The following is a 19,474-nucleotide window of genomic DNA, read 5'->3' on the forward strand; positions in this document are numbered from 1 at the left end:
AGACCCAGTTGCCCCGGCGCGGCGCCCCACGCACCCCACCGGACCCGGTCGCCCCGGCGCGGCACCCCTCGCGCCGCGCCGGGGCACCGCTCACACGGCGGCGGGCTCGTCCTCGCCGATGAAGGTGCGCCACAGCCGGGCGTACCGGCCCTGGAGGGCGAGGAGTTCGTCGTGCGAACCGTCCTCCACCACCCGGCCGTGCTCCATCACCACGACCCGGTCCGCGCGCGCCGCGGTGGTCAGCCGGTGTGCGACCACCAGCGTGGTGCGGCGGCCGGTGAGCCGGTCGGTGGCCTGGTTGACCAGGGCCTCACTGGCCAGGTCCAGGGAGGCGGTGGCCTCGTCGAGCAGCAGCACGACCGGGTCGACCAGCTCGGCGCGGGCCAGCGCGATGAGCTGGCGCTGCCCGGCGGAGAGGTTGCGGCCCCGCTCGGCGACCTCGTGCAGATAACCGCCGTCCAGCGTCGCGATCATGTCGTGCGCACCGACCGCCCGTGCCGCCGCCTCCACCCGGGCGTCGGAGGCGTCCGGGATGCCGTACGCGATGGCGTCGCGGACCGTACCGGGGAAGAGGTACGACTCCTGCGGGACGACCCCGAGGTGGTGGCGGTACGCCGTCATGTCGAGACGCCGCAGGTCGGTGCCGTCCGCGGTGACCCGGCCGGACGTCGGATCGTAGAACCGGGCGACCAGCTTGACCAGCGTGGACTTGCCCGCGCCCGTCTCGCCGACGAACGCCACGGTCTGCCCGGCCGGAATCCGCAGGTCGATGCCGGTGAGGGCCTCCTCCTCGTCCCCGTACGCGAAGGAGACGTCCTCGAACGCGATGTCGCCGCGCAGCCCGGACAGCTCCACCGGTGCGTCCGGGTCGGCGGTGGAGGTCGGCTCCCGCAGCAGCTCCTGGATGCGGCCGAGGGAGACGGTGGCCTGCTGGTAGCCGTCGAAGACCTGGGAGAGCTGCTGCACGGGGGCGAAGAACAGGTCGATGTAGAGGAGGTACGCGACGAGCGCGCCGACCATCAGCGTCCCGTCGTCGACCCGGCCCGCTCCGACGATCAGCACGGCGGCCGAGGCGACGGAGGAGAGCAGCTGGACGAACGGGAAGTACACCGAGATCAGCCACTGGCCGCGCACCCGCGCCTGCCGGTAGTGGGTGGAGCGCTCCGCGAACCGCGCCGCGCCGTCCCGCTCCCGGTTGAACGCCTGCACGATCCGCAGCCCGGAGACCGACTCCTGGAGATCGGCGTTGACGGCGCCGATCCGCTCGCGGGCGAGCTGGTACGCCGCGACGCTCTTGCGGCGGAACACGACGGTCCCGGCGATCAGGAACGGCAGCGTGGCGAAGACGACGAGCGCCAGCTGCACGTCCAGGACGAGCAGCACCGCCATGATCCCGAAGAAGGTGACGGCGGAGACGAACGCGGTGACCAGACCGGTCTGCAGGAACGACGACAACGCGTCGACGTCGGTCGTCATCCGCGTCATGATCCGGCCGGTCAGCTCGCGCTCGTAGTAGTCGAGGCCGAGCCGCTGGAGCTGCGAGAAGATCTTGAGCCGCAGCGAGTACAGCACCCGCTCACCGGTCCGGCCGGTCTTGCGGGTCTCCCCGATCTGCGCCGCCCACTGCACGAGGACGGCGGCCAGCGCGAGGAGCGAGGCCGTCCAGATCGCGCCGGTCGCCATCTGCGTGACGCCCGAGTCGATGCCGTGCCGGATCAGTACCGGCAGCAGCAGGCCCATCCCCGCGTCCACGGCCACCAGCGCCAGGCTGACCAGCAGCACCGGCCCGAACCCGTGCAGCAGCCTGCGCAGCCCGTACGAGTCCTCCGGGCGGACGGCCCGGTCCTCGTCGATGTCCGGGACGTCCGTCGCGGGCGGCAGCGCCTCCACCTGGGCGAGCAGTTCCGGTGTGGCGGGCATGCCGGCGGTGGCCCGGTCGCGCTCCTGCTCCTTGCGGATCCAGAGCGCCGGGGTGATGCCGCGCTCGGCGTCGAACTCCGCCTCCATCTCCTCCTGGAGCGTCCGGTCGTCCTCCAGGGGCGGAACCGGTGCCGGACGGTGACCGGGCGAGGTGCCGCCCAGCTCGTCCGGGTCGGTCAGCAGCCGGCGGTAGAGCGCGGAGCGCCGCTCCAGCTCCTCGTGGGTGCCCACGTCGGAGAGGCGCCCGTCGTCCAGGACGGCGATGCGGTCGGCGAGGCCGAGGGTCGAGCGGCGGTGGGCGACGAGGAGCGTGGTGCGGCCCGCCATCACCTGCCGCAGGGTCTCGTGGATCTCGTGCTCCACCCGGGCGTCCACGGCCGAGGTGGCGTCGTCCAGGACGAGCAGCCGGGGGTCGGCGAGGATCGCGCGGGCCAGCGCGACGCGCTGGCGCTGCCCGCCGGAGAGGGTGAGGCCGTGCTCGCCGACCTTGGTGTCGTACCCCTTCGGCAGCTCGGCGATGAACCGGTCGGCCTGCGCGGCGCGGGCGGCGGCCTCGATCTGCTCCTGGGTGGCGTCGGGGTGCCCGTAGGCGATGTTGGCGCCGACGCTCTCGGAGAAGAGGAAGCTGTCCTCGGGGACGAGACCGATGGCGGCGCGCAGGGAGCCGAGGGTCAGCTCGCGGACGTCGTGGCCGCCGACGAGGACGGCACCGTGGGTCACGTCGTAGAAGCGCGGCAGCAGCATGGAGACGGTGGACTTGCCGCTGCCGGACGCGCCGACCAGGGCGACGGTCTCGCCGGGGGCGATGGAGAGGGAGAAGCCCTTGAGGACGGGGCGGTAGTGGGTCTCCCCGGCGTCCTCGGTCCCCTCGTCGCCCGACGTGTCCGCGCCGAGGCCGGGGTCCGCCGCGCGGGCTCCCGGAGGCGTGCCGTAACCGAAGCTCACGTCGTCGAACTCGACCCCGGCCGGGGCGTCGGCCGGCAGCTCCTCGGTGCCGTCGGCGAACGTCGGCTCGGTGTCGATCAGCTCCAGCACCCGGTCCACACCGGCGCGGGCCTGCTGGCCCACGGTGAGGACCACGGCGAGCATCCGGACCGGCCCGACGAGCTGCGCGAGGTACGAGGAGAACGCGACGAACGTGCCGAGGGTGATCTGGCCCCGGGTGGCCAGCCAGCCGCCGAGCGCCAGCATCGCGACCTGCCCGAGCGCGGGCACGGCCTGGAGGGCGGGGGTGTAGCGGGCGTTCAGCCGGATGGTGCGCATCCGGCCCGCGAAGAGCCGGCGGCCGACCTCGCGGAGCTTCCCGGTCTCCTGCTCCTCCTGGCCGAACCCCTTGACGACCCGGACCCCGGAGACGGCCCCGTCGACCACCCCGGCGACGGCGGCGGCCTGGCTCTGGGCGTACCAGGTGGCGGGGAAGAGGCGGGCCCGGGAGCGGCGGGCGATGAACCAGATCGCGGGTGCGACGGCGACGGCGACCAGGGTCAGCAGCGGCGAGAGCCACGCCATGATCACCAGGGAGACGAGGAAGAGCAGGATGTTCCCGATGGTCATCGGGAGCATGAAGAGCAGGCTCTGGATGAGCTGGAGGTCGCTGGTGGCCCGGCCGACGACCTGGCCGGTGGAGAGCTCGTCCTGGCGTCTGCCGTCGAGTCTTGTGATCGTCGCGTACATCTCGGTACGGAGGTCGTGCTGTACGTCGAGGGCGAGCCGGCCGCCGTAGTAGCGGCGGACGAACGCGGTGGCGTAGATGACGACCGCCGCCCCTATCAGCAGGCCGGTCCAGACGGCGAGCGAACGGGTGTGCGTGGTGACGACGTCGTCGATGATCACCTTGGTGATCAGCGGGACCAGGGCCATCACGCCCATCCCGGCGAGGGAGGCGCCGAGCGCCAGGATCACGTCCCGGCGGTAGCGCCAGGCGTAACCGGTCAGGCGGCGGGCCCAGCCCTGGGGAGCCCGGGGGTGGGAGGCGGCCTGGGGCTGGAGGGCTTGGGGCTGGGCGGTGGGGGGCTGTCGGCCGGGGGCCCCTGCTCGGCCGGGGGTCTGCGCGGGTGCGTTCGCCGCCGGTTGCCCGGGGGTCTGTCCGGTGACCGCCGGTTGCCCGGGGGGCCGTTTCCCGGAGTCCCGTTCTCCCGGTCCCCGTTGTTCTGCGCCCGCCACGGATGCCTCCCGATCGCCCTGCTGCCGCCTGCGAACGTGCTGTCGCGTGACGCCACTCCCTCTGGTCTTCCGCAACGCACCAACGCGCTGGGCTGCGGATTTCATCCCGCTGCAACACATGCCGGTCAATGGCCCCGAGGCGAATCACCCGATCGGCTGAAGTCGGGGCTGGATCCCCTACGCACGTTCGATCCGCGACTACGGTGGGTAACCAAGACGACGAACGACTCTGCCGGACGGGCGGAGTCAGGAGTGTCGGGTCTCCGGGAGTCGGAGGCCGCGACCGAGGGGAGGGGGACTCCGTGAGCGAGGAGAAGCCGAGGAGCGAGGCGTACCGCTGCGGCCAGGTGTACGCGGTGATCGAGGTGCTGCAGGCCCTGCGTCCGGGCGGCGGCTGGAAGCTGTCCGGGGAGAGCCACCGCGTCGAGACCTCCGTGAAGCCCATGGGCAATCTCCGCAACGCCATGTCCGAGGTGGGCAAGCACTACATCGAGGCGCGGCTCAAGCATCCGGTCGGCGAGGTGGACAAGGTCTTCGGCATGCTGCGGGACGCCATGCCGTTGAAGGACGACTTCCCCGGCCGCCTGGAGGGTGGGGAGCCGGCCGAATTCCTCCTGGGCCGCGAGGACCAGATAGCGCTCATCAAGAAGGAGACCAGCCTGCGTCTGCGCTGAGCTCGCGCACGCCGGTCTCCCTCTCCCCCTCGTCCCCTTCGTCCGGCCCGTCCAGGGCTGCTGACGGGGCGGCCTCCGGTCGGCGGCCTCCGCCCGGGGCACCGCCGCCCGGGGCGGGGCACCACCGCCCGGGGCGGGGCACCACCGCCTACAGGTGCGTCGGGGCGAACATCCTGAGCAGCGCCGGGAGCACGACCACGGACGGGCCGGGCTCGGCGAGGGCCTTCGCCAGGTCGGCGGCGAGGGCGTCCGGTGAGGTGCGGACGGCCGGGACGCCGAAGGACTCGGCGAGGGCGACGAAGTCCGGGCGGGCCAGCTCGGTCGCGGTGGCCTCGCCGAAGGCTCCCGTCATGTACTCGCGCAGGATGCCGTAGCCCCCGTCGTCGACGATCAGCCAGGTGACCGGGAGGTCGTACTGGCGGGCGGTGGCGAGCTCGGCGATGGAGTACATCGAGCCGCCGTCGCCCGAGACCGCGAGCACCGGCCGGGTCGGGTCGGCGGCTGCTGCTCCGAGGGCCGCCGGGAAGGCGTAGCCGAGACCGCCGGCGCCCTGGGCGGAGTGCATGGTGTTGGGGTGGCGGGCGTCGAAGGCGGACCAGGCCCAGTAGGCCAGGATCGTCATGTCCCAGAAGCTGGGCGCGGTGTCCGGCAGCGCCTCGCGGACGGAGGCGAGGACGCGCTGCTCCAGGGTGAGGTCCTGGGCCTCGATGCGGGCCCGGACCTGGTCCAGCAGGGTCCGGACACGCGTCGCGGCGGTGGGGTCCTCGCGGGTCTCGACCGCTTCCAGGAGGTCGGCCAGGGCCTCGCGGGCGTCCGAGTGGATGCCGAGGGCGGGGTGGTTGGACTCCAGCTTCCCGGCGTCGGCCTCGATCTGGATGACCCGGCCCCGGGGGCTGAAGGTGTGGTAGTTCGAGGAGAGTTCGCCGAGTCCGGAGCCGATGACGAGGAGGACGTCGGCGGACTCCAGGAAGTCGGTGGTGTGCCGGTCCTCCAGCCAGGACTGGAGCGAGAGGGGGTGCTCCCAGGGGAAGGCGCCCTTGCCCCCGAAGGTGGTGACGACCGGGGCGTCCAGCTTCTCCGCGAGGGCGAGCAGCTTGCCGCTCGCGTCGGAGCGGACGACGCCGCCGCCCGCGATGATCGCGGGGCGTTCGGCGCGGGAGAGCAACCGGGCCGCCGCGAGGGTCAGCTCGGGGCGGGGGTAGAGCTCGCGTGGGGTGGCGTCCATCGCGGAGACCGGCGGCAGCGTGGTCTCGGCGAGCAGCACGTCCTGCGGGATTTCGACCCAGACCGGCCCGTGCGGGGCGGTGAGGGCCGACTCCCAGGCGGCGGCGATGGCGGAGGGGATCTGTGAGGCGGTCCGCACGGTGTGGACGGACTTCACCACGTCACGGAAGGAGGCCTTCTGGTCCCGCAGCTCGTGGAGGTAGCCGTGCCGGCCGCCGCCGAGACCGGCGGTCGGGATCTGGCTGGAGATCGCGAGGACCGGCGCGGAGGCGGCTGCCGCCTCCTGGAGGGCGGCGAGCGAGGTCAGCGCGCCGGGGCCGGTGGAGAGGAGGAGCGGGGCGACCTCTCCGGTGATGCGGCCGTAGGCGTCGGCCGCGAAGCCCGCGTTGTTCTCGACGCGGAGTCCGACGTACGAGAGGGAGGAGCGGCGCAGCGCGTCGAACATGCCGAGCGCGTGCTGGCCGGGCAGGCCGAAGACGGTGGTCGCGCCGAGACCCTGCAGGGACTCGACGACGAGGTCACCGCCGTTGCGGCCGGGCGGCGGGTTGAGTGCGGCTTCGGCCTGGGCCTCGGTGAGGCGGGGCCGGTCGTCGTGGTCGTGGCTCACTTCGTGCGCGCCTCTGCGATCTGGCGGGACATGATCGTCGTCAGCTCGTACGCGGTGTGCGAGGCGGCGACGGCGGTGATCTCCGCGTGGTCGTACGCGGGGGCCACCTCGACCAGGTCGGCGGAGACGAGGTGGCAGGAGGAGAGGCCACGCACGATTTCGAGGAGTTCGCGGGAGGTGAGGCCACCGGCCTCGGGGGTGCCGGTGCCGGGCGCGTGGGCCGGGTCGAGCACGTCGATGTCGATGGAGATGTAGAGCGGCCGGTCGCCGATGCGCTGGCGGAGCTGGTCGGTGATCTCGTCCACGCCGCGCCGCATCACGTCGGCGGAGGTGACGATGCCGAAGCCCAGCTTGGCGTCGTCGGTGAGGTCCTGCTTGCCGTAGAGGGGGCCGCGGGTGCCGACGTGCGAGAGGGCGGAGGTGTCGAGGATGCCCTCCTCGACGGCCCGGCGGAACGGCGTGCCGTGGGTGTACTCGGCGCCGAAGTACGTGTCCCAGGTGTCCAGGTGGGCGTCGAAGTGGAGGAGGGCGACCGGGCCGTGCTTCTTGGCGACGGAACGCAGCAGCGGCAGGGCGATGGTGTGGTCGCCGCCGAGGGTCATCAGCCGGGCGCCGGTGGAGAGCAGGTCGTCGGCGGCGGCCTCGATCGTCTCGACCGCCTCGTTGATGTTGAACGGGTTGGCCGCGATGTCACCGGCGTCGGCGACCTGCGCCAGCGCGAACGGCGAGGCGTCCTGCGCCGGGTTGTAGGGGCGCAGGAGGCGCGAGGCCTCGCGGATCGCGTTGCCGCCGAAGCGGGCGCCGGGGCGGTAGGAGACACCGGTGTCGAAGGGGACGCCGACGACGGCGACGTCGGTGGTGCCGACCTCGTCGAGCCGGGGCAGCCGGGCGAACGTCGCGGGACCGGCGTACCGGGGCACACGGGAGGAGTCGATGGGGCCGCGAGGCGTTTCGCTGCTGCTCATGGAGGGCCTTCTTTCGGGTCGTTCGGGGTGTTCCGGTGTGGGGGGCGTGGGTGCGGAGGTTCCGGAGCCTCCACACCCGGGGTGGTGGTGGCCCGCCCGGGTGCGGAGGTTCGCGGGAGCCTCCGCACCAGGGTGGGCGGTGGCCGCCGCCGGTGGGACTGAACCGGTGGCGGCCATGGGTCGGCCGGTCGTATCCGGACTCCCGTGGGCGACCGTGGGGGCGGTCGGCCGCGGGAGCACGGTCGAGGGGGTCCGGCACGGGTGGTCGGCGCGTGGTCTACGCGGTGGCCGGTTCCTGGGCGGAGCCGCCGGCTGCGGTGACGTCTGCGTCACGGTCCCCTTCGCGCCCGTCGCGTCCGGCCAGGCGTTCCCGCCAGGCGCTGAGCACGGCGGGGTCGGTGGGCTTGGTGGCCAGCGAGACGACGACGTACACGGCGAGCGAGAGGAGCAGTCCGTAGTAGACGGGTTCATTGGCAAGGATGCCGTACACCGCCATCAGGACGACGACCGCTGTCCCGCCGACGCCGACCGCCGCCAGCGCCCCGGCCGCGGTGCCCCGGCGCCAGAGCAGTCCACCGAGGATCGGCACGAGGAGTCCGGCGACGAGGAGGTTGTACGCGACGGTGAGGGCTTCGACGACGTCGTTGAGGGCGATGGCGATGAGGATGACGGCGACCCCCATGATGAGGATGAACGCGCGGTTGCCCCGCACCTCGTCGTGCCCGCCTTCCGCTCCCTGCGTGCCCGTCGCGTCGGCGCCTGTCGCCTCCGCTCCGTGCGGGGCTCCCGTTCCGCGGCCGATCGCACCGCGCAGCCGGGACCAGATGTCGTTGTTGGCGACGGTGGCGCAGGCGATCAGCGCGCCGGAGGAGGTGGACATCACGGCGGCGAGGGCGGCGGCCAGCACGAGCCCGCGCACACCGACCGGCAGTTCGTCCTTGACGATGGTGGCGAACGCGGAGTCGGCGGTCGGCAGCTTCGGGTACATCACCTTCGCGGCGGTGCCGATGACGGCTCCGGCGACGGCGTAGACGAGGCAGTAGGTGCCCGCGACGGTGCCGCCCCAGCGGGCCGTACGGTCGCTGCGCGCGGTGAACACGCGCTGCCAGATGTCCTGGCCGATCAGCATGCCGAAGGTGTAGATCAGCACATAGGTGAAGATCGTTTCGCCGCCGATGCCGAGCGGATCGAAGTACTCCGTGGGCAGCTTGGCCTTCATCTCGCTGAACCCGCCCGCCTTCACGACCGCGATGGGCAGCAGCAGGAGGAGCACGCCGATCGTCTTGACGACGAACTGCACCATGTCCGTGATCGTGATCGACCACATGCCGCCGAGCGTCGAGTAGGCGACGACGATCGCGCCGCCGAGCACGATGGCCACGGTCCGGTCGAGGTCGAAGATGACGTCGAAGATCGTGGCGTAGGCGATGGTCGACGTGACGGCGAGCATGAGCGTGTACGCCCACATGACCACGCCGGAGATGATTCCGGCCCGGCCGCCGTAGCGGAGGTCGAGCATCTCGGAGACGGTGTAGACCTTCAGCCGGGCGATCCGCGCGGAGAAGAAGACCGACAGGGCGAGCAGGCCGAGGCCGATGGTGACGACCATCCACGCCCCGGAGAGGCCGTACTGGTAGCCCAGGCCGACGCCGCCGATGGTGGAGGCGCCACCGAGGACGATGGCGGCCATGGTGCCGGAGTACATCCAGGGGCCGAGCCTGCGCCCCGCCACCAGGAACTCGCTCTTGGACTTGGCGCGGCGCATGCCCCACCAGCCCATGGCGAGCATGCCGGCCAGATAGACCACGATCACCGCGTAGTCGACAGCCATGGGCGTCCCTCCATCTCAGTCGGTCGGGTGCGCACGCCGGGTCGGTCCACTCGTTCCACGACGCGCCCGCGCCCGCAGCTCGCCCGCAGCGGGCGGCCTCCGGGTTTCCAGGGCCCCGGGTTTCCAGGGCCCCGGGTTTCCAGGGCCCCGGGTTTCCGGGTTCCAGGGCTACCGGGCCTCCGGCTTCCCGGAACCCGGCAGTCCGGAGCCCGCGGCGGTCCTTGCCGTTCCGGCGGGTGGTCCACGGGTGGGTCACCGGCGTCCCGGACGACAGGTGTCCGCCCCACCGGGACTCATGCGTCTCGTACGTCTCGTGCGCCCTGATGACGGTAGGTGGCCGGTAGGCGGCGCTGAAGTGTACGTTTCCTCCATCCTTGACGTACACGATGGAGCAACCATCCATGCCGGACTCCCCCGCCACCCCCGGTGGACCCGCTGCCCCCGGCGGACCCGCCCGGCCCGACGGACCCGCCGGACTCACCGGGCCGCCCACGCCGCCCGTCTCCCTGGGCGCGCTGCTGGCCCGCGAGGAGCTGGGACTGCGCCGGATCGCCGGCCCCGAGCAGGCGGAACTGCTCTGGGTGCACACCTCGGAGATGGCCGACCCGTACCCCTATCTCCTCGGCGGCGAGCTACTGCTCAGCGCGGGCGTGCTGCTGACCGACCCGCAGTGGTACGTCTCGCGGGTGGTGGAGGCGGGGGCAGCGGCACTGGGCTTCGGGGTGCGGCCGGTGCACGAGTCCGTGCCGCCGGGGCTGGCGGAGGCGTGCGAGCGGCACGGGCTGCCGCTTCTCGAAGTGCCGCCGGAGACCACGTTCACCTCGGTCGCCCGGGCGGTGTGGCAGCTGATGGCGGACGCCCGCCACCAGGAGCTGCGCCGGACGGCCCGCGCCCAGCAGGCCCTCGCGTCGGCGGCGGCCCGTCCCGACCCGGTGCCCGCGGTGCTCCACCAGCTGGCGGCCCAACTGGGCGGGCGCGCGGTGCTGCTGAGCCCCGAGGGCGGCGAGATCCATACGGCGGGCGCCCGTACCGCCCCGGTGGTGCGCACCGCGCTCGCCCGGCTGGCCCGGGTGGTCGCCCCGCAGGAGCGGCGAGCCGCACCGGCGTCCGCCACCGAGACGGTGGACGGCACCCAGCTGTCGGCGTACGCGCTGGGCGGCGGGCACGGCCTGGTGCTGGCCCTCGCCACCGGCCCCCGCGAGCCGGGCGACCACACGGTGGCGGGCATGGCCGTCGTCCTGCTCTCGCTGCTGGCCGCCCCGCACCAGGGCGCCGGCTCGGCGGACCGTTCGGCGGCGCTGGTCCGGATACTGCTCGGCGCGGCCCCCGAGGAGGTGGCGCCGCTGCTCGGTTCGGACGGCCCGTGGACGGTGGTGCACGCCCGCCGCACGAGGAGCGGCAACACCGCCCCGCTCACCGCGGGCACTCTCGGGGCCTCCCTCGGTTCGGCCCTGGTCGACACGGGCCGCCGCCCGGAGGAGGCGGTCCGCGTCCTGCTCACGGACACCACCCGGCTCACCCCGCAGCCCGGCTGGGTGCTCGGCGCCTCCGACCCCGTACCGCTCGACGGGCTCGCGGCGGCGGACACCCGGGCGTCCCGGGCGCTGGCCCGCGCGGAGGCGACCCGTACCCCGCTGCTGCTCCACCGCGCGGACCGGGGCCTGACCGACCTGCTGACCGGCGAGGCGGCCGAGGCCCACGCCCGTACCCTGCTCGCCCCGCTGTCGGCGACCCTGCGGGAGACCCTGCGCTGCTGGCTGTCGCTGCACGGCAGCTGGGACCGCACGGCGGTGGCCCTCAGGATCCACCGCAACACGGTCCGCCAGCGCGTCGGCCGCTGTGCGGAGCTGCTGGGCACGGACCTGGACGACATGGACGTACGGACGGAGCTGTGGTTCGCCCTGCGGGTCGCCGGGTGACGCGAGGGCGGGGCGGGCGGCTCTACTCCCCGGCGAGCGTGGGCCTGTGGTTGCCGGCCATGTTCGCCGCGCCCGTGGCGGTCCGCACCGTCGCATGGTCGTGGATCAGGCCGGGCAGGAAATGAGTGCCACGCGACCATGCGCCCCCACCGAGCCGTGCGCCCCCACGGGACCGCGAGCCGTGAGCCTCACCGGACCCAGGAGGCCGCGCGGTCTCCCGCCCCCGCAGCCCCGCTCTCCGGAAATTCAGGGGTACCCACCACCCCGCCACCGGGCGGAAGATCGCTCCACGAGGCGTACGGGGGAGTGCGCCCCGAAGTGCGCCGCATCACCCTGGACAGCTCCGTGACCGCCGGGTAACTTCGGAGAAGGCTGAGCAAGCGCTTAGACATGCTCTCCGAAACGATCAGCCCACCGAAGCCACGCACCCGACCAAGGAGGCACCCCGTGCGCCGTACGGTATTCAACGAGGACCACGAGGCGTTCCGGGACACCATCCGCGCTTTCATCGAGGCCGAGGTCGTCCCCGTCTACGACGAGTGGTTCACGTCCGGTCTGGTGCCGCGTGACTTCTACTACAAGCTGGCCGAGCTGGGCATCTTCGGCATCGAGGTGGACGAGGAGTACGGCGGCGCCGGCATCGAGTCGTTCAAGTTCGAGGCGATCATCTCGGAGGAGACCGCCCGTGCGGCCGTCTCCTTCGGCGGTTCCGGCGTGCACGTCCTGCTCTGCCTGCCGTACCTCAAGGCGTACGCCACGAAGGAGCAGAAGGAGCGCTGGCTGCCGGACTTCGTGACCGGCAAGACGATGTACGCCATCGCCATGACCGAGCCGGGCACGGGCTCCGACCTGGCCGGGATGAAGACGACCGCCAAGCTCTCCGAGGACGGCACGCACTACGTCCTCAACGGCGCCAAGACCTTCATCACCGGCGGTGTGCACGCGGACAGGGTCATCGTCTGCGCCCGCACCGACGCCCCGAAGGCCGACGACCGCCGCCACGGCATCTCGCTGCTGGTGGTCGACACCAAGGCCGAGGGCTACTCGGTCGGCCGCAAGCTCGACAAGCTGGGCCTGCGCACCTCGGACACCGCCGAGCTGTCGTTCGTGGACGTGAAGGTCCCGGTCGAGGACCTGCTCGGCGAGGAGAACAAGGGCTTCTCCTACCTCGGCCAGAACCTCCCGCAGGAGCGCCTGGGCATCGCCGTCAACGCGTACTCGCAGGCCAAGGCCGCCGTACGGTTCGCCCAGCAATACGTGTCCGAGCGCACCGTCTTCGGCAAGCCGGTCGCCGCGTTCCAGAACACCAAGTTCGAACTGGCCGCCTGCCAGGCCGAGGTGGACGCCGCCGAGGCCGTCGTGGACCGGGCGATCGAGGCCCTGGACGCCAAGGAGCTCACCGCCGCCGAGGCCGCCTCCGCCAAACTGTTCTGCACCGAGGTCGCCCACCGGGTGATCGACAAGTGCCTCCAGCTGCACGGCGGTTACGGCTACATGAACGAGTACCCGATCGCGCGTCTCTACGCCGACAACCGCGTCAACCGCATCTACGGTGGTACCAGCGAGGTCATGAAGTCCATCATCGCCAAGTCCATGGGCCTGTAGGGCACTCGGACGGCGGGCCCGACACGATCCAGGACGGCTGCGTTCCCCCCATGAGCGAAGCACTCGATTCCCTGCTCGATCTGCTCGACCTGGAGCGGATCGAGCGGGACATCTTCCGGGGCGCCAGCCGCTCGGCGGTGGTGCCCCGGGTGTTCGGCGGCCAGGTCGCGGCGCAGGCACTGGTCGCGGCCGGCCGGACCGTGCCCGAGGGCTGCCAGGCGCACTCCCTCCACTCGTACTTCCTGCGGATGGGCGACCCCGGCGCGCCGATCGTCTACAGCGTCGACCGCATCCGCGACGGCCGGTCCTTCACCACCCGCCGGGTCGTCGCGGTGCAGCACGGACAGCCGATCTTCCACCTCTCGGCGTCCTTCCAGACGTACGAGGAGGGGCTGGAGCACCAGGTCACCATGCCGGACGCCCCGGATCCGGAGACCCTGCCGACGGCGGCCGGGATGATGCCCCGGTACGCCGACCGCTTCACCGACCCCGGCATGATCGACCGGCTCCTGGAGGCGCGGGCGGCGGTGGACCTGCGGTACGTGGAGGAGCCGCCGTTCGCCACCGCCGGGCAGCCCCGCGAACCCCGCTCCCAGGTGTGGTTCCGCACCCGGGGCAAGCTCGCCGACGACCCGCTGCTGCACGTCTGCCTGGCGACGTACGTCTCCGACATGACCCTGCTCGACTCCGTGCTGCTGGCCCACGGGCGCGGCGGCTGGGCGATCGGCGACGTGGTCGGCGCGAGCCTGGACCACGCGATGTGGTTCCACCGGCCGTTCCGGGCGGACGAGTGGCTGCTGTACGACCAGGAGTCCCCGACCTCGTCCGGCGGACGCGGGCTCGGCCAGGCGCGTATCTGGACGCAGGACGGGCGCCTCGCGATCACCGTGATCCAGGAGGGCCTGATCCGCGTCCCGCGCGGGCAGTGAAACCGGCGGTCGGTGAATCCGTCCGGGCCCGGCACGCGCGGTGGTCGACCGCGCGGGGAGCGGGGACCGGCGGGCGAAACGCGCGAGACACCGGCAGGACCCGCCCCCTACCGTGCCGGGCCACGACGGCACGCGCTCCTTCCCGCCTCACCTTCGTCCGTCACCTCGACGGACTCCTCTACGACTTCGCGCCCGCCGCCGCACGCACCGACCGCGCCCTCCCCCGCCACCTTCCGCGCCAGCGCCTCGCGCAGTCCGGTGAGGCGGGCGATCTCCGCGTCCAGGGCGGCGAGCCGTTGGCCGACGACTCCGGGCGCCCCGGGCTCGGTGGAGGTACAGCGCACCGGACCGCCCGAGGTCAGCAGGTGGAGCCGGTCGGCGCAGGCGCGCACATCGGCGACGGTCAACCCGGCGGCGAGCAGGTCCCGGACGACGCGGACCCGGGCGATGTCCTCGGAGCCGTACTCCCGCTGGCCGGAGGAGGTCCGGGCGGGCGGGGCGAGCAGGCCGCGCTGTTCGTAGAAGCGCAGGGCCCGCGGGGTCGTCCCCGCCGCCGCTGCCGCGTCCCCGATCCGCATCTGGCACCACCCCGTAACGCTCTCCTCGAACGATGTGCTTCCGCACCCCGTCAGGAGAAGACTTCCACCACGGCCCCGCCGAAATACCGTCCTTCGACGAGTTGTTGGAAGGCGAGCGGGGCGTTCTCCAGCCCCGCGACGGCGGTGTACGGGAAGCGGATGGCGCCCGAGCGCAGCCAGGCACCGAATTGCCGTGTCCACTCCGCGTCGACGTCCGGGTGGTCGCCGCCGGTGTAGCCGCGCAGTGAGACGCCCTTCACGATCAGCCGGTACGTGTCGATCACGGCGGGTGCGCTGCCGCCGCCGCGCCGGGCGTCCAACTGCCCGGAGAGCGCGCCCACCAGGGCGAACCGGGCGCCCGGCCGGGCCGCGTCCAGCGCCGCCGTGAGCTGTTCGCCGCCGACGAGGTCGAGCGTCACGTCGATGCCCCCGGGCGCCGCCTCGGCCAGCTGCCCGGCGAAGTCCCCGGCGCCGCGCACCACGACGGCGTCGTATCCGAGTTCGGCCTTCAGCCGCCCGGCCTTGGCGGGTGAGCCGGTGGTGCCGACGACCCGGCCCGCGCCCAGCAGCCGGGCGATCTGACCGGCGAGGGTGCCGACCGCACCGGCCGCCCCCGTCACGAGGACGGTGTCGCCGGGGCGGACCTCGGCGAGCCGGGTCAGCGCGCCGTACGCCGACGAGCCCTGGGCGAGGTGCGCGACCGGGTCGGGCAGCTCGTCGCCGAGCGGCAGCACCTGGCCGACGGGGAGTACGGCGTACTCCCGCCAGCCCAGCAGGTGCGTCACCAGGTCGCCCGGGTGCAGCGGGCTCCCGCCCGGCGCGGCGACGACCTCGCCGACGGCCGGCCCGATGACGGTGTCGCCGCCGCGCAGCGGGGGCAGCGGAACCCCGTCGTTCTCGGTCCCCATCAGGGTGCGCAGCCCGGCGAAGAGGGCGAAGTGACGGTTGCGGACGAGCACTTCGCCGGGACCGGGCCGCGGGACCGGGGCTTCGACGACGGTGAAGTGCTTGGCCTCGGGCAGCCCGTCGGGCGTCACGGTGAGGCGGATCTCCCGGGAAGTACGGGGCAGTTCGGCGGACATGGCGGGCTCCTGGCGTTCGCGGATCGGCGGGGGCGGGGCGTACCCGTCGCCCGACGGGCACGCGGAAGCTAGCCCTTGACCCGCGCGTCAGGGTCAAGCCGGGCGGTGGGGCCGGTGGGGGTTCCCCGGATCGGTGCAGGTCAGGCACGCTGAGCCGGTCCGGCCGTGCCCGGTCGCGACATCAGCCGCAGGGCTCCCCTCCGTACCGTGGGGCGCCCGCTTCCGGCAGCACGAAAGCGAACACCCGCCATGACCACGGACCTGATCGACGTCCCGTACGCGCTGACCCTCACCACGCGGGCCGACGGGACGGTACGGGTCCGTGTGCGCGGCACCCGGATGCGGGCAGCGGTCGCTCTGCTGATCGTGTGCGCGGCACCGGCCCTCCCTCTCCGGCGGGGAGAGGGGTGGTGGAGCGGAGGGACGGGCGCGCACGCGAACGCCCTGCTTCCCGAGCACCCCTCGCAGGCGGTGGCGGACGTCCGGGAGCTCAAGCGGAGACGGTACTTCGCCGTCTCCGGCCTGGCGCTCGTCGCCTCCCTCGGGATCGCCGCCTGCGTCCTGCTCGCGTGGTGACCCGGACGGCGAGGCACCTTCGGACGCCCCCTCGCCCGGCCCGCCCGGCCCCTCGCCCGGCCCAGCGGGCCCTTCGGCCGGCCCGCCCGGCCCGCCGGAGCCCTCACCTCAGCCCCGCAGCCCCGCAGCCCCCAGCAGGTACTCCGTCAGCGGGTCGTAGTGGCGCGGGTCGGGCACGTTGTCGTCCAGCGGGACGGTGACCAGGAGGGAGCCCTCGGCCTCGCCGAGGAAGAGGGCGGGGTCGTTGCAGTCGGCGTAGCCGATGGCGTCGAGTCCGCGTCCGCCCGCGCAGCCCGCCCAGCCGTGGTCGGCGAGGACCAGGTCCGGCTGGGGGCGCCCCTCGCGTTCCAGGCCGTCCAGGATGGCGGCCATCGGGGCCGGGGAGTGGGTGTGCCAGAGGGACGCGCCGTGTTCCAGCACCGCGACTCCGGCGAACTGGACGACGTTGCCCTCGTCGGCGCGCAGCCCGGCCGGGACGGTGATGATCTCGCAGCCCGCCGCACGGAGCGCGTCCGCCGTCCTGCGGTGCACGTCGAGGAGGCCACCCGGGTGACCGGTGGCGACGAGGACGCTCTCGGTGTCGGCCACCGCCTTGCGCAGGCGTTCCGCCATCCGGTCGAGCGCGTCGACGGTCAGCTCGGGGTCGATGGTGTCCTGGCCGAAGCGGTGGGCCGGGTCGTCGATGACCCCGCAGCGCTCCGCCATGACGGCGAGGACGTCCTGTTCGTCGGTCCAGCGGTCGCCGAGTTCCAGCCCGAGCCAGTAGTGGCGGTCTCCGTTGGCGAGCGCCCGGTAGTGCGCGAGGTTGTTGTCGCGGGGCGTGGCCACGTCGCCGGCGATGCGGGTACGGGCGAGGTGGTCGGTGAGTTCGGCGCGGCTGGGTATCGGCATGGCGCCCATTCTGCCGTCACCGGTGCGCGCCACGCCCGGCATCTCGCACCCCGGAACCGGCGCGGGGGCGCGGTGCGACGCTCAGCGCCCGTCGGCCGCCGCCGCGAAGGCGCCCCGGGCCAGCCGGTGCAGCAGCTTCGCCGTCGCCGCGCGGTCCGGGAGGGCTTCGGGGCGGGCGAGGCGCGGGGTGGAGTTCAGCAGGCCGAAGACGGCGTGCACGGTGACGCGTGCCTCGGCCTCGGTGAGCGCGGGGTAGCGGGTGCGGGCGACGGAGACCCAGATCTCGACGTACTCGCGCTGGAGGCGGCGGACCCGCTTGCGGTCTGCGTCGCGCAGGCGGTCCAGCTCGCGGTCGTGCAGGGTGATCAGGGGGCGGTCGTCGAGGGCGAAGTCGATGTGGCCCTCGATGAGCGCGTCCAGCAGCGCGTCCGGGGAGCTTTCCGGGGCGGCGGCGTCCTCCGCGACGCGCAGCCGGCCGCCGGTGAGGAGGCGCTCGCTGATGCCGACCAGCAGTTCGGAGAGCATCGCGTCCTTGCCGGGGAAGTGGCGGTAGAGGCCGGGGCCGCTGATGCCCACGGCGGCGCCTATCTCGTCGACACCGACGCCGTGGAAGCCGCGTTCGGCGAAGAGGAGCGCGGCCTCCCGGAGGATCTGCTCGCGGCGGGTGGGTCCCGCGACGCGGGCGGTGGCATGGGTGCTCATGGGGATTCATTCTAGACAGGGCCGTTAGCGCTCGTTAACCTGAGGCCGTTCGCGTTAACGCTCATTAACCGCACGGCGGGGGCCACGAGCCCCACCGCTCACGGGGAGGCTCGACACGATGCAGCCGGCACCGGCACCACAGGCACCGGTCCTTCTCGGCGCCGCCGATCCCGCCTCCGAGGCCTGGCGGGCCAACGAGGCGGCGCACCGCGCGCTCACCGACGAGCTGCGCACCCGGCTCGCCTCGGCCCGGCTCGGCGGCGGCGAGAAGGCGCGCGCCCGCCATGTGGCGCGCGGCAAGCTGCTGCCCCGGGACCGGGTGGACACGCTGCTCGACCCCGGGTCGCCCTTCCTGGAGCTGGCACCGCTGGCCGCCGAGGGGCTGTACGGCGGCGCCGCGCCGGCCGCCGGGGTGGTGGCGGGGATCGGCCGGGTGAGCGGCCGGGAGTGCGTGATCGTCGCCAACGACGCGACCGTCAAGGGCGGCACGTACTACCCGATGACCGTGAAGAAGCATCTGCGGGCGCAGGAGGTGGCGCTGGAGAACCGTCTCCCCTGCCTCTACCTCGTGGACTCCGGAGGCGCCTTCCTGCCGATGCAGGACGAGGTGTTCCCCGACCGCGACCACTTCGGCCGGATCTTCTTCAACCAGGCGCGGATGTCGGGTGCGGGCATCCCGCAGATCGCGGCGGTGATGGGGTCCTGCACGGCGGGCGGCGCGTACGTCCCCGCGATGAGCGACGAGGCGGTCATCGTGCGCGGCCAGGGCACGATCTTCCTCGGCGGCCCGCCGCTGGTGAAGGCGGCGACCGGCGAGGTCGTCACGGCGGAGGAGCTTGGTGGCGGCGAGGTCCACGCACGGACGTCCGGGGTCACCGACCACCTCGCCGAGGACGACGCGCACGCGCTGCGGATCGTACGGAACATCGTGGCGACGCTCCCGGCGCGCGGGGCGCTGCCCTGGACCGTGCGCCCGGCCGAGGAGCCGAAGGCGGACCCGGCGGGGCTGTACGGCGCGGTGCCGGTCGACCCGCGCACCCCGTACGACGTGCGCGAGGTGATCGCCCGGGTGGTGGACGGGTCGCGGTTCGCGGAGTTCAAGGCGGAGTACGGCCAGACGCTGGTCACCGGGTTCGCGCACGTCCACGGGCATCCGGTGGGGATCGTCGCCAACAACGGCATCCTGTTCTCCGAATCGGCCCAGAAGGGCGCGCACTTCATCGAACTGTGCGACCAGCGCGGCATCCCGCTGGTCTTCCTCCAGAACATCTCGGGCTTCATGGTCGGCAAGGCTTACGAGGCCGGGGGCATCGCCAAGCACGGCGCGAAGATGGTCACCGCCGTGGCCACCACCCGGGTGCCGAAGCTGACGGTCGTCGTCGGCGGTTCGTACGGCGCGGGCAACTACTCCATGTGCGGCCGGGCCTACTCCCCCCGCTTCCTCTGGATGTGGCCCAACGCCAAGATCTCGGTGATGGGCGGCGAGCAGGCCGCCTCCGTCCTCGCCACGGTCAAGCGGGACCAGCTCGGCGACGCCTGGAGCGCGGAGGACGAGGAGGCGTTCAAGGCGCCGGTCCGCGCCCAGTACGAGGAGCAGGGCAACGCCTACTACGCGACCGCCCGGCTCTGGGACGACGGGGTGATCGACCCGGCGGACACCCGGCAGGTCCTCGGCCTGGCGCTGACCGCGTGCGCCAACGCCCCGCTCCCCGAGCGGAATCCGGCCGACCCCGGCTTCGGCATCTTCCGGATGTGAGACACGCCGGTGAGCGAGCGCATGCGTCCCGCGGTGAGAAGGAGATGAGGTC

General features: G+C 73.2%; 14 protein-coding genes. 6 read left to right on the forward strand and 8 right to left on the reverse strand.

Annotated features, from left to right (window positions below; all coding sequences use genetic code 11):
• Positions 1 to 90 precede the first annotated feature (90 nt).
• Positions 91 to 3,855: an ABC transporter ATP-binding protein gene (locus ACFWEE_RS27015; RefSeq protein ID WP_386892960.1), complete on the reverse strand. Its 3,765-nt coding sequence runs from the start codon at positions 3,853 to 3,855 to the stop codon at positions 91 to 93.
• A gap of 530 nt (positions 3,856 to 4,385) precedes the next feature.
• Between ACFWEE_RS27015 and ACFWEE_RS27020 the strand changes: the two genes are divergently transcribed.
• Positions 4,386 to 4,757 carry a hypothetical protein gene (locus tag ACFWEE_RS27020; RefSeq protein ID WP_386892920.1) on the forward strand — a complete coding sequence of 124 codons (372 nt, stop codon included), beginning with the start codon at positions 4,386 to 4,388 and terminating at the stop codon, positions 4,755 to 4,757.
• Positions 4,758 to 4,905: 148 nt separating this feature from the next.
• Here ACFWEE_RS27020 and ACFWEE_RS27025 read toward each other — a convergent pair whose 3' ends face one another.
• The 3 genes from ACFWEE_RS27025 to ACFWEE_RS27035 form a co-directional block, all read right to left on the reverse strand.
• Positions 4,906 to 6,588 carry a thiamine pyrophosphate-binding protein gene (locus tag ACFWEE_RS27025; protein ID WP_386892922.1) on the reverse strand — a complete coding sequence of 561 codons (1,683 nt, stop codon included), beginning with the start codon at positions 6,586 to 6,588 and terminating at the stop codon, positions 4,906 to 4,908.
• Positions 6,585 to 7,553, reverse strand: coding sequence for an agmatinase (gene speB / locus ACFWEE_RS27030; RefSeq protein WP_328721570.1), 969 nt, complete (start codon positions 7,551 to 7,553; stop codon positions 6,585 to 6,587). The genes ACFWEE_RS27025 and speB overlap by 4 nt, the downstream gene beginning before the upstream one ends.
• Positions 7,554 to 7,830: 277 nt before the next feature.
• A complete protein-coding gene (locus tag ACFWEE_RS27035; RefSeq protein WP_386892924.1) occupies positions 7,831 to 9,384 on the reverse strand; it encodes a sodium:solute symporter in 1,554 nt (517 codons plus the stop codon).
• 401 nt (positions 9,385 to 9,785) lie between these two features.
• On the opposite strand from ACFWEE_RS27035, the gene ACFWEE_RS27040 reads away from it, so the two are divergent.
• From ACFWEE_RS27040 to ACFWEE_RS27050, 3 genes are all read left to right on the forward strand, one after another.
• Entirely contained in the window at positions 9,786 to 11,303 is a 1,518-nt protein-coding gene (locus ACFWEE_RS27040; RefSeq protein ID WP_386892926.1) for a PucR family transcriptional regulator, read from the forward strand.
• Between the two features lie 447 nt (positions 11,304 to 11,750).
• The gene (locus tag ACFWEE_RS27045) at positions 11,751 to 12,908 is read left to right on the forward strand and encodes an acyl-CoA dehydrogenase family protein (RefSeq protein ID WP_266704582.1); all 1,158 of its coding nucleotides are present in this window, start codon (positions 11,751 to 11,753) and stop codon (positions 12,906 to 12,908) included.
• 50 nt (positions 12,909 to 12,958) lie between these two features.
• Positions 12,959 to 13,837: an acyl-CoA thioesterase gene (locus ACFWEE_RS27050; RefSeq protein ID WP_386892928.1), complete on the forward strand. Its 879-nt coding sequence runs from the start codon at positions 12,959 to 12,961 to the stop codon at positions 13,835 to 13,837.
• Positions 13,838 to 13,944: 107 nt separating this feature from the next.
• On the opposite strand, the gene ACFWEE_RS27055 is transcribed toward ACFWEE_RS27050, so the two are convergent.
• Together ACFWEE_RS27055 and ACFWEE_RS27060 are read right to left on the reverse strand one after the other, a co-directional pair.
• Positions 13,945 to 14,415: a MerR family transcriptional regulator gene (locus tag ACFWEE_RS27055; RefSeq protein ID WP_386892930.1), complete on the reverse strand. Its 471-nt coding sequence runs from the start codon at positions 14,413 to 14,415 to the stop codon at positions 13,945 to 13,947.
• Between the two features lie 50 nt (positions 14,416 to 14,465).
• Entirely contained in the window at positions 14,466 to 15,497 is a 1,032-nt protein-coding gene (locus ACFWEE_RS27060) for a zinc-binding dehydrogenase (protein WP_386892931.1), read from the reverse strand.
• Between the two features lie 249 nt (positions 15,498 to 15,746).
• Here ACFWEE_RS27060 and ACFWEE_RS27065 point away from each other — a divergent pair, with 249 nt between their 5' ends.
• Entirely contained in the window at positions 15,747 to 16,073 is a 327-nt protein-coding gene (locus ACFWEE_RS27065) for a hypothetical protein (RefSeq protein ID WP_386892933.1), read from the forward strand.
• A 108-nt stretch (positions 16,074 to 16,181) separates the two neighbouring features.
• Here ACFWEE_RS27065 and ACFWEE_RS27070 read toward each other — a convergent pair whose 3' ends face one another.
• Positions 16,182 to 16,964: a phosphatase gene (locus ACFWEE_RS27070; protein ID WP_386892935.1), complete on the reverse strand. Its 783-nt coding sequence runs from the start codon at positions 16,962 to 16,964 to the stop codon at positions 16,182 to 16,184.
• Positions 16,965 to 17,045: 81 nt separating this feature from the next.
• Positions 17,046 to 17,666, reverse strand: a complete 621-nt coding sequence (locus ACFWEE_RS27075; RefSeq protein WP_386892937.1) for a TetR/AcrR family transcriptional regulator — start codon at positions 17,664 to 17,666, stop codon at positions 17,046 to 17,048.
• 118 nt (positions 17,667 to 17,784) lie between these two features.
• Here ACFWEE_RS27075 and ACFWEE_RS27080 point away from each other — a divergent pair, with 118 nt between their 5' ends.
• On the forward strand, positions 17,785 to 19,422 hold the full coding sequence (locus tag ACFWEE_RS27080; protein ID WP_386892938.1) for a carboxyl transferase domain-containing protein: 1,638 nt from the start codon (positions 17,785 to 17,787) through the stop codon (positions 19,420 to 19,422).
• Positions 19,423 to 19,474: the final 52 nt, after the last annotated feature.

It is taken from the genome of Streptomyces sp. NPDC060184 (genome assembly GCF_042728795.1).
GTDB lineage: Bacteria > Actinomycetota > Actinomycetes > Streptomycetales > Streptomycetaceae > Streptomyces.

Coding starts and splice junctions, on each gene's coding strand:
- speB (WP_328721570.1), bottom strand. CDS start 7,553: ATGAGCAGCAGCGAAACGCCTCGCGGCCCCATCGACTCCTCCCGTGTG.
- ACFWEE_RS27035 (WP_386892924.1), bottom strand. CDS start 9,384: ATGGCTGTCGACTACGCGGTGATCGTGGTCTATCTGGCCGGCATGCTC.
- ACFWEE_RS27040 (WP_386892926.1), top strand. CDS start 9,786: ATGCCGGACTCCCCCGCCACCCCCGGTGGACCCGCTGCCCCCGGCGGA.
- ACFWEE_RS27050 (WP_386892928.1), top strand. CDS start 12,959: ATGAGCGAAGCACTCGATTCCCTGCTCGATCTGCTCGACCTGGAGCGG.
- ACFWEE_RS27055 (WP_386892930.1), bottom strand. CDS start 14,415: ATGCGGATCGGGGACGCGGCAGCGGCGGCGGGGACGACCCCGCGGGCC.
- ACFWEE_RS27060 (WP_386892931.1), bottom strand. CDS start 15,497: ATGTCCGCCGAACTGCCCCGTACTTCCCGGGAGATCCGCCTCACCGTG.
- ACFWEE_RS27065 (WP_386892933.1), top strand. CDS start 15,747: ATGACCACGGACCTGATCGACGTCCCGTACGCGCTGACCCTCACCACG.
- ACFWEE_RS27070 (WP_386892935.1), bottom strand. CDS start 16,964: ATGCCGATACCCAGCCGCGCCGAACTCACCGACCACCTCGCCCGTACC.
- ACFWEE_RS27075 (WP_386892937.1), bottom strand. CDS start 17,666: ATGAGCACCCATGCCACCGCCCGCGTCGCGGGACCCACCCGCCGCGAG.
- ACFWEE_RS27080 (WP_386892938.1), top strand. CDS start 17,785: ATGCAGCCGGCACCGGCACCACAGGCACCGGTCCTTCTCGGCGCCGCC.